The 5,553-nt window shown below is 66.2% G+C and carries 6 protein-coding genes; 5 read left to right on the top strand and 1 reads right to left on the bottom strand.

Going from position 1 to position 5,553, the window contains the following annotated elements:
* Positions 1-4 precede the first annotated feature (4 nt).
* The 5 genes from D7Y13_RS37620 to D7Y13_RS37600 are packed head-to-tail and all read left to right on the top strand — an operon-like array spanning position 5 to position 4,686.
* A complete protein-coding gene (locus D7Y13_RS37620; protein WP_120538019.1) occupies positions 5-880 on the top strand; it encodes an SCO family protein in 876 nt (291 codons plus the stop codon).
* Complete coding sequence (gene coxB / locus D7Y13_RS37615) at positions 877-1,923, top strand: cytochrome c oxidase subunit II (RefSeq protein WP_120586001.1); 1,047 nt, start codon at positions 877-879, stop codon at positions 1,921-1,923. The genes D7Y13_RS37620 and coxB overlap by 4 nt, the downstream gene beginning before the upstream one ends.
* The gene (locus D7Y13_RS37610; protein ID WP_120538021.1) at positions 1,907-3,583 is read left to right on the top strand and encodes a cytochrome c oxidase subunit I; all 1,677 of its coding nucleotides are present in this window, start codon (positions 1,907-1,909) and stop codon (positions 3,581-3,583) included. The genes coxB and D7Y13_RS37610 overlap by 17 nt, the downstream gene beginning before the upstream one ends.
* Positions 3,576-4,238, top strand: coding sequence for a cytochrome c oxidase subunit 3 family protein (locus tag D7Y13_RS37605; RefSeq protein ID WP_120538022.1), 663 nt, complete (start codon positions 3,576-3,578; stop codon positions 4,236-4,238). Before D7Y13_RS37610 ends, D7Y13_RS37605 begins: the two co-directional genes overlap by 8 nt.
* Positions 4,239-4,248: 10 nt before the next feature.
* Positions 4,249-4,686 (top strand): cytochrome C oxidase subunit IV family protein, encoded by a 438-nt coding sequence (locus tag D7Y13_RS37600; RefSeq protein WP_120538023.1) that lies wholly within the window; start codon positions 4,249-4,251, stop codon positions 4,684-4,686.
* Positions 4,687-4,778: 92 nt separating this feature from the next.
* Here the strand turns inward: D7Y13_RS37600 and D7Y13_RS37595 are convergent.
* Positions 4,779-5,553, bottom strand: a 775-nt coding sequence (locus D7Y13_RS37595) for a DUF481 domain-containing protein (protein ID WP_244222429.1), incomplete at its 5' end; no start/stop codon positions are given.

Here is a 5,553-nt window from a genome sequence, read left to right as displayed (position 1 = left end):
CGCCATGCCGTCCCTCCTTCCGAACACCTCCGCCCGCTCCGCCGGGCTCCTCGCGGCGCTCGTGCTGGTGTTCGCCAGCGCGCTGCCCGCGTCCGCCCTGCCGGGTGGAGGCCGGACGCCCCGCGCCATCGTGGAGGCGGACTCCGACCTTCCCCCGCCCATCAGCGGCGTGGATGTACAGGAGCACCTGGGCGATCCCCTCCCGCTGGAGACCCGCTTCCTGGACTCCTCGGGGGAAGAAGTACGGCTGGGGACCCTGCTGTCGAAGACGCGCCCCACCCTGCTCACGCTGGTGTACTACGAGTGCCCCATGCTCTGTAGCCTCGTCCTCAACGAACAAGTCCGCGTGATGCGCGACCTGGGGCTTGAGCTGGGCCGCGACTACGAGGCTCTCACCGTCAGCATCGACCCGAAGGACACCCCGGGTCAGAGCAGCGAGCGCCGCCGCAAGTACCTGCAGTCCATGGGCAAGCCGGAGACGGCTCCGTGGCATTTCCTCACCGGCACCGACGAGAACATCCGCAAGCTCGCCGACGCCGTGGGCTTCCAGTACACGTATGAGCCGAGCACGAAGCAGTACGCCCACCCCGCGGTGGTCACCGTGCTCACCCCGGAGGGGAGCATTTCGCGCTACCTCTACGGCACGTCGTTCGACCGCCAGAACGCGAAGCTCGCGTTGCTGGAAGCAGCGGGCGGTCGGGTTGGGACGAGCGTCGATCGCATCGTCATGTCGTGTTTCAAGTATGACACCGCCACGCGGCGGTACGGTTTCTACATCTTCGGATTCATCCGGCTGGGCTCCCTCGCCGTCTTCGGAGCCCTGGCCACGATGCTGATCTATTTCTGGAGGCGCGAGCTGAAGAAAGGCGCGACTACATGAGCGACCTGGCCAACCAATTCCTGTTCCTCCCGGAGCGCGCGTCCACGTTCGCGGAACGGGTCGACTTCCTGCACTACTTCGTCGTCGGTACGACGATGGTGATGTCCACGGGCGTCGGTCTCGCGGCGCTCTTCATGTTCTTCCGCTACCGTCGGCGGGAGGCCCACCAGACGACGGAATACGTCGTGCCGGACCTGAAGACGGAGTTCCTCTTCGTCTCCGTGCCGCTGGTGTTCTTCCTGGCGTGGTTCGCCATCGGGTTCCGGGACTTCACCTGGTACACCACCCCGCCCAAGGACTCGATGGATGTCTACGTCATGGGCAAGCAGTGGATGTGGAAGTTCTCCTATCCCGAAGGCCCCAACGGCGTGAACGTGCTGCACGTGCCGGCCAACCGCCCGGTGCGTCTGCTCATCACGTCCCGCGACGTCATCCACTCCTTCTACGTCCCGTCCTTCCGCATCAAGATGGACGCGCTGCCGGGCCGCTACACGCAGGCCTGGTTCGAGGCGACGAAGCCCGGCACGTACCAGGTGCTCTGCACCGAATACTGCGGCCTGTCGCACTCGAAGATGCTGGCCGAGGTCGTCGTGCTCGCGCCGGAGGACTACGAGAACTGGCTGAAGGAGCAGCAGCGCGGCCGCCTGCAGGACCGGCAGGACGCGCTCGCGGACACCTCGCTGGTGCCGCCCGCGGCCCGCATGTCGGAGCAGGGCCAGAAGCTGGTCGGCGCGCAGGGCTGCCTGGGCTGCCACTCGGTGGACGGCTCGAAGCACATCGGCCCCACCTTCCTGGGCATGTACGAGCGCACCGAGAAGCTCGCTGACGGCCAGGACATCCGCGTGGATGAGGCCTACATCACCCAGTCGATGATGGACCCGGGCGCGCACATCGTCGCCGGCTACCAGAACGTGATGCCGACCTACCAGGGCAAGCTGCAGGGCCCTGAGTCCGCCGCCATCGTCGAGTACATCAAGACGCTGCGCACTCCGAACGTGCGCGAGAGCGCTTCCGAGGGACCCGCTTATGACCCCATCCAGTAGCATCGCCGCGCCGGGGGCAGTTCCCGGCCATGAGGCGACCGACGACCACGGCCACCACCCGAGCTATCTGACGGACGGCACCACGGTGAAGTCGTGGCTGCTGACGGTGGACCACAAGCGCATCGGCATCATGTACATGGCCTGGGTGCTGCTGTTCTTCCTGGTGGGCGGCATCTTCGCGCTGCTCATCCGGATCGAACTGCTGACGCCCGGTCCGACCATCATGGACGCGATGACGTACAACCGCGTCTTCACGCTGCATGGCATCGTCATGATCTTCCTGTTCATGATCCCTGCCATCCCGTCCATCTTCGGCAACTTCCTGCTGCCGCTGATGCTGGGCGCGAAGGACGTGGCGTTCCCGCGGCTCAACCTCCTGTCGCTCTACGTGTACCTGGCGGGCGCGGGCTTCGCGCTCTGGGGCATGCTCAACGGCGGCCTGGACACCGGCTGGACGTTCTACACGCCGTACAGCGCGCACACGACGACGACGGTGGCGCCGGTGCTCTTCGGCGCGTTCATCATCGGGTTCAGCTCCATCCTCACGGGCATGAACTTCATCGTCACCACGCACACCATGCGGGCGCCGGGCATCACCTGGTTCAAGATGCCCCTGATGGTCTGGGCGCTCTACGCGACCAGCTGCATCCAGGTGCTGGCGACGCCGGTGATTGGCCTGCTGCTGCTGCTCGTGACGGCGGAGAACCTGTTCAGCCTGGGCATGTTCGACGTGGCCCGCGGCGGTGACCCGGTGCTCTTCCAGCACCTGTTCTGGTTCTACAGCCACCCGGCCGTGTACATCATGGTGCTCCCGGCGTTCGGCGTGATGAGTGAGATTGTCGCCACGTTCAGCCGCAAGAACATCTTCGGCTACCGCGCGGTGGCGTACTCCAGCGTGGGCATCGCGTTCGTGGGCTTCTTCGCCTGGGGCCACCACATGTTCGTGTCCGGCCAGTCGACCTTCAACGCCGGCGTGTTCGGCGTGCTGTCGATGCTGGTGGGCGTGTTCACGGCCATCAAGGTCTTCAACTGGGTGGGCACGGTCTACAAGGGCGCGGTGGAGTTCAGCACCCCGTTCGCCTACTTCTGCGGCTTCCTGTTCTTCACCGTGTTCGGTGGCATGACGGGCATCGCGGTGGCGACGGTGTCGCTGGACGTGCCGTGGCACGACACGTACTTCGTCGTGGCGCACTTCCACTTCATCATGGTGGGCGCGACGATCATGGCCTTCCTGGCCGCGCTCCACTACTGGTTCCCGAAGATGTTCGGCAAGACGTACCACGAGGGGTGGGGCCTGGTGTCCGCGGCGCTCATCATCCTGGGCTTCAACGCGACGTTCATCCCCCAGTTCCTCCTGGGCAACGCGGGCATGCCGCGCCGCTACTACGAGTACCCGGAGCGCTTCCAGGCGCTGAACGTGGCGTCCACGGCCGGCGCGTCGCTGCTGGCGTTCGGGTTCATCATCATCGCGGTGTACCTGACGTACGCGCTCATCTACGGCGAGCGCGCGGACAACCCGTGGAACAGCAAGGGCTACGAGTGGCTGACGGCGTCCCCGCCGCCCACCCACAACTTCATTGGCCCCCAGCCGACCTATCCCGAGGAGCCCCACTTCTACGTGGATCCGAACACGGGCAAGGGCGAGGTGTCGGATGTCTAGTGCGCACGTGACGCCGGGCTCGGTGCCCGGTCCGAAGCTGGCCGCCCACTTCGCGTCGCTGGAGGTGCAGAAGCACGCGGCGCGGCTGGGCATGTGGCTGTTCCTCGCCACGGAAATCCTGCTCTTCGCCGGTCTGTTCGCGTGCTACGCGGCGTACCGCTTCCTGTTCCCGGAAGCGTGGGCCGCGTGCAGCCGCGAGCTGGACCTGACGATGGGCACCGTCAACACGGTGGTGCTCATCACCTCCTCGTTCACCGCCGCCATGGCGGTGCACTACGCCAAGGAGGGCAAGAACAAGATGGTGGGGCACATGTTCGTGCTCACCCTGCTGATGGCGGTGGCGTTCCTCGTCATCAAGTACTTCGAGTACAAGCACAAGTTCCACATCGGGACGCTGCCGGGCCGGTACTACTTCTACGAAGGCATCCAGCTGCCGGGCGCCCCGCTGTTCTTCACGGTGTACTTCGCCTCCACCGCGCTGCACGGTCTGCACGTCCTCATCGGGATGACGGTGCTGATGTTCTCCACGGTGCGCGCGTACCGCGTCGGAGACTTCAGCGCGAACAACTACACGATGGTCGAGCTGGGCTCCATGTACTGGCACCTCGTCGACCTGGTGTGGATCTTCCTCTTCCCGATGCTGTACCTGGTCTGAGAGCTACGACATGGCCATCGCCAACGAATCGCAGCAGGAAGAGCACAACATGCAGGAGCACCACGGCGCCGGTCGCTACGTGGTCATCTGGGTGGTCCTGCTGGTGCTCACGCTCGTCACCGTGTTCACCGGCCGCATGCACCTGCCGGACTTCGGCTTGCTGCTGGCGCTCGTCATCGCGAGCGTGAAGGGCACGCTGGTGGCGCTGTACTTCATGCACCTGTCCGAGCACCGCGGCGCCAACCGCCTGGTGTTCGGGGTGTCCATCGCGTTCGTGGTGCTGCTCATCGGCTTCACGCTGATGGACTTCGGCACGCGCTTCCGTCTGGCCAACCCTCCGGGCTCGCAGTACAGCGACCTGCAGGCGGTGGACATCGGCGCGAACAAGGCCGAGGGCCGCCAGGGCGGGCACCTGGACGAGAAGCAGAAGCAGGAGAAGCACGAGTAGCTTCGTCGTCCCCTTGAAGCACGAACGCGGCGCCCGGGATTGCTCCCTGGCGCCGCGTCGCTTTTCCAGCGTCCCTGTGTTGCCTGCCGCGACTACAGCGCGATGGTCAGGTTGAAGGAGAGCGCCGTGTCGGTGGACACCTTGCCCGGGGGCGGGGCGCTGTCCGACTTCACGAGGAAGCCCACGCCCAGGGCCAGCGCGTCGGTGAGGTTCGCCATCACCTGCGTCTGGCTGCTGAAGAGCACGCGGGACTCGGTGATGACGCTCACGAGAATCTCCGCCTCTTCCTGGAAGGTGATGTCCTTGGAGATGCCGTAGCGGAACAGGGCACCGAAGCGGGGGCCGCCCAGGTCCACGTCCGGCAGGTCCAGGCGCTCCGGGTAGTACTGGAAGCGCGTCTCGCGGGCGTAGCGGAAGGCGAAGTCGGTGCGCAGCGTGGCGTCCCGCGTGCCCAGCTTCTCGTCCTTCTTGGTGTCGAACCAGAGGATGCTGGCGCCGGCTTCACCGTAGGGCCGCGACTCGACGCTGCCCACGTGGTCCGTCAGGGCGCCCGCCAGCAGGTAGCCGCTGAGGTGCTCGGTGAAGCGGCGGTCACCACGCAGCTCGATGCCGGCGTTGAGGGCCACCACCTGGGACAGCGACTCCACCTCCCCTTCCAGCTGGGGCGGGCGGCTGCGGCCGTACGCGCCGAAGGCCTTCACCGAGTAGATCCAGTGCTCCGTCTTGCGCAGCGCGCTCGCGAGCCCGCTCACCGTCAGGGTGGAAGCGTTGCCCGTGAGGGAGATGAGGCTCAGGCCCACGCTGACGTCCCAGGTGCTGGGCTTCGTCGCGGCGGGGGCGGCGGCGGCGGCGGGCGCCTCCGCGGGC

The organism is Corallococcus praedator, assembly GCF_003612125.1.
Classification (GTDB): Bacteria; Myxococcota; Myxococcia; order Myxococcales; family Myxococcaceae; genus Corallococcus; species Corallococcus praedator.
This window is presented reverse-complemented; position numbering and strand designations above follow the sequence as displayed.

Bases quoted from the DNA above. Each gene is read 5' to 3' on its own strand.
- D7Y13_RS37620 (WP_120538019.1), top strand. From the start codon at position 5: ATGCCGTCCCTCCTTCCGAACACCTCCGCCCGCTCCGCCGGGCTCCTC.
- coxB (WP_120586001.1), top strand. From the start codon at position 877: ATGAGCGACCTGGCCAACCAATTCCTGTTCCTCCCGGAGCGCGCGTCC.
- D7Y13_RS37610 (WP_120538021.1), top strand. From the start codon at position 1,907: ATGACCCCATCCAGTAGCATCGCCGCGCCGGGGGCAGTTCCCGGCCAT.
- D7Y13_RS37605 (WP_120538022.1), top strand. From the start codon at position 3,576: ATGTCTAGTGCGCACGTGACGCCGGGCTCGGTGCCCGGTCCGAAGCTG.
- D7Y13_RS37600 (WP_120538023.1), top strand. From the start codon at position 4,249: ATGGCCATCGCCAACGAATCGCAGCAGGAAGAGCACAACATGCAGGAG.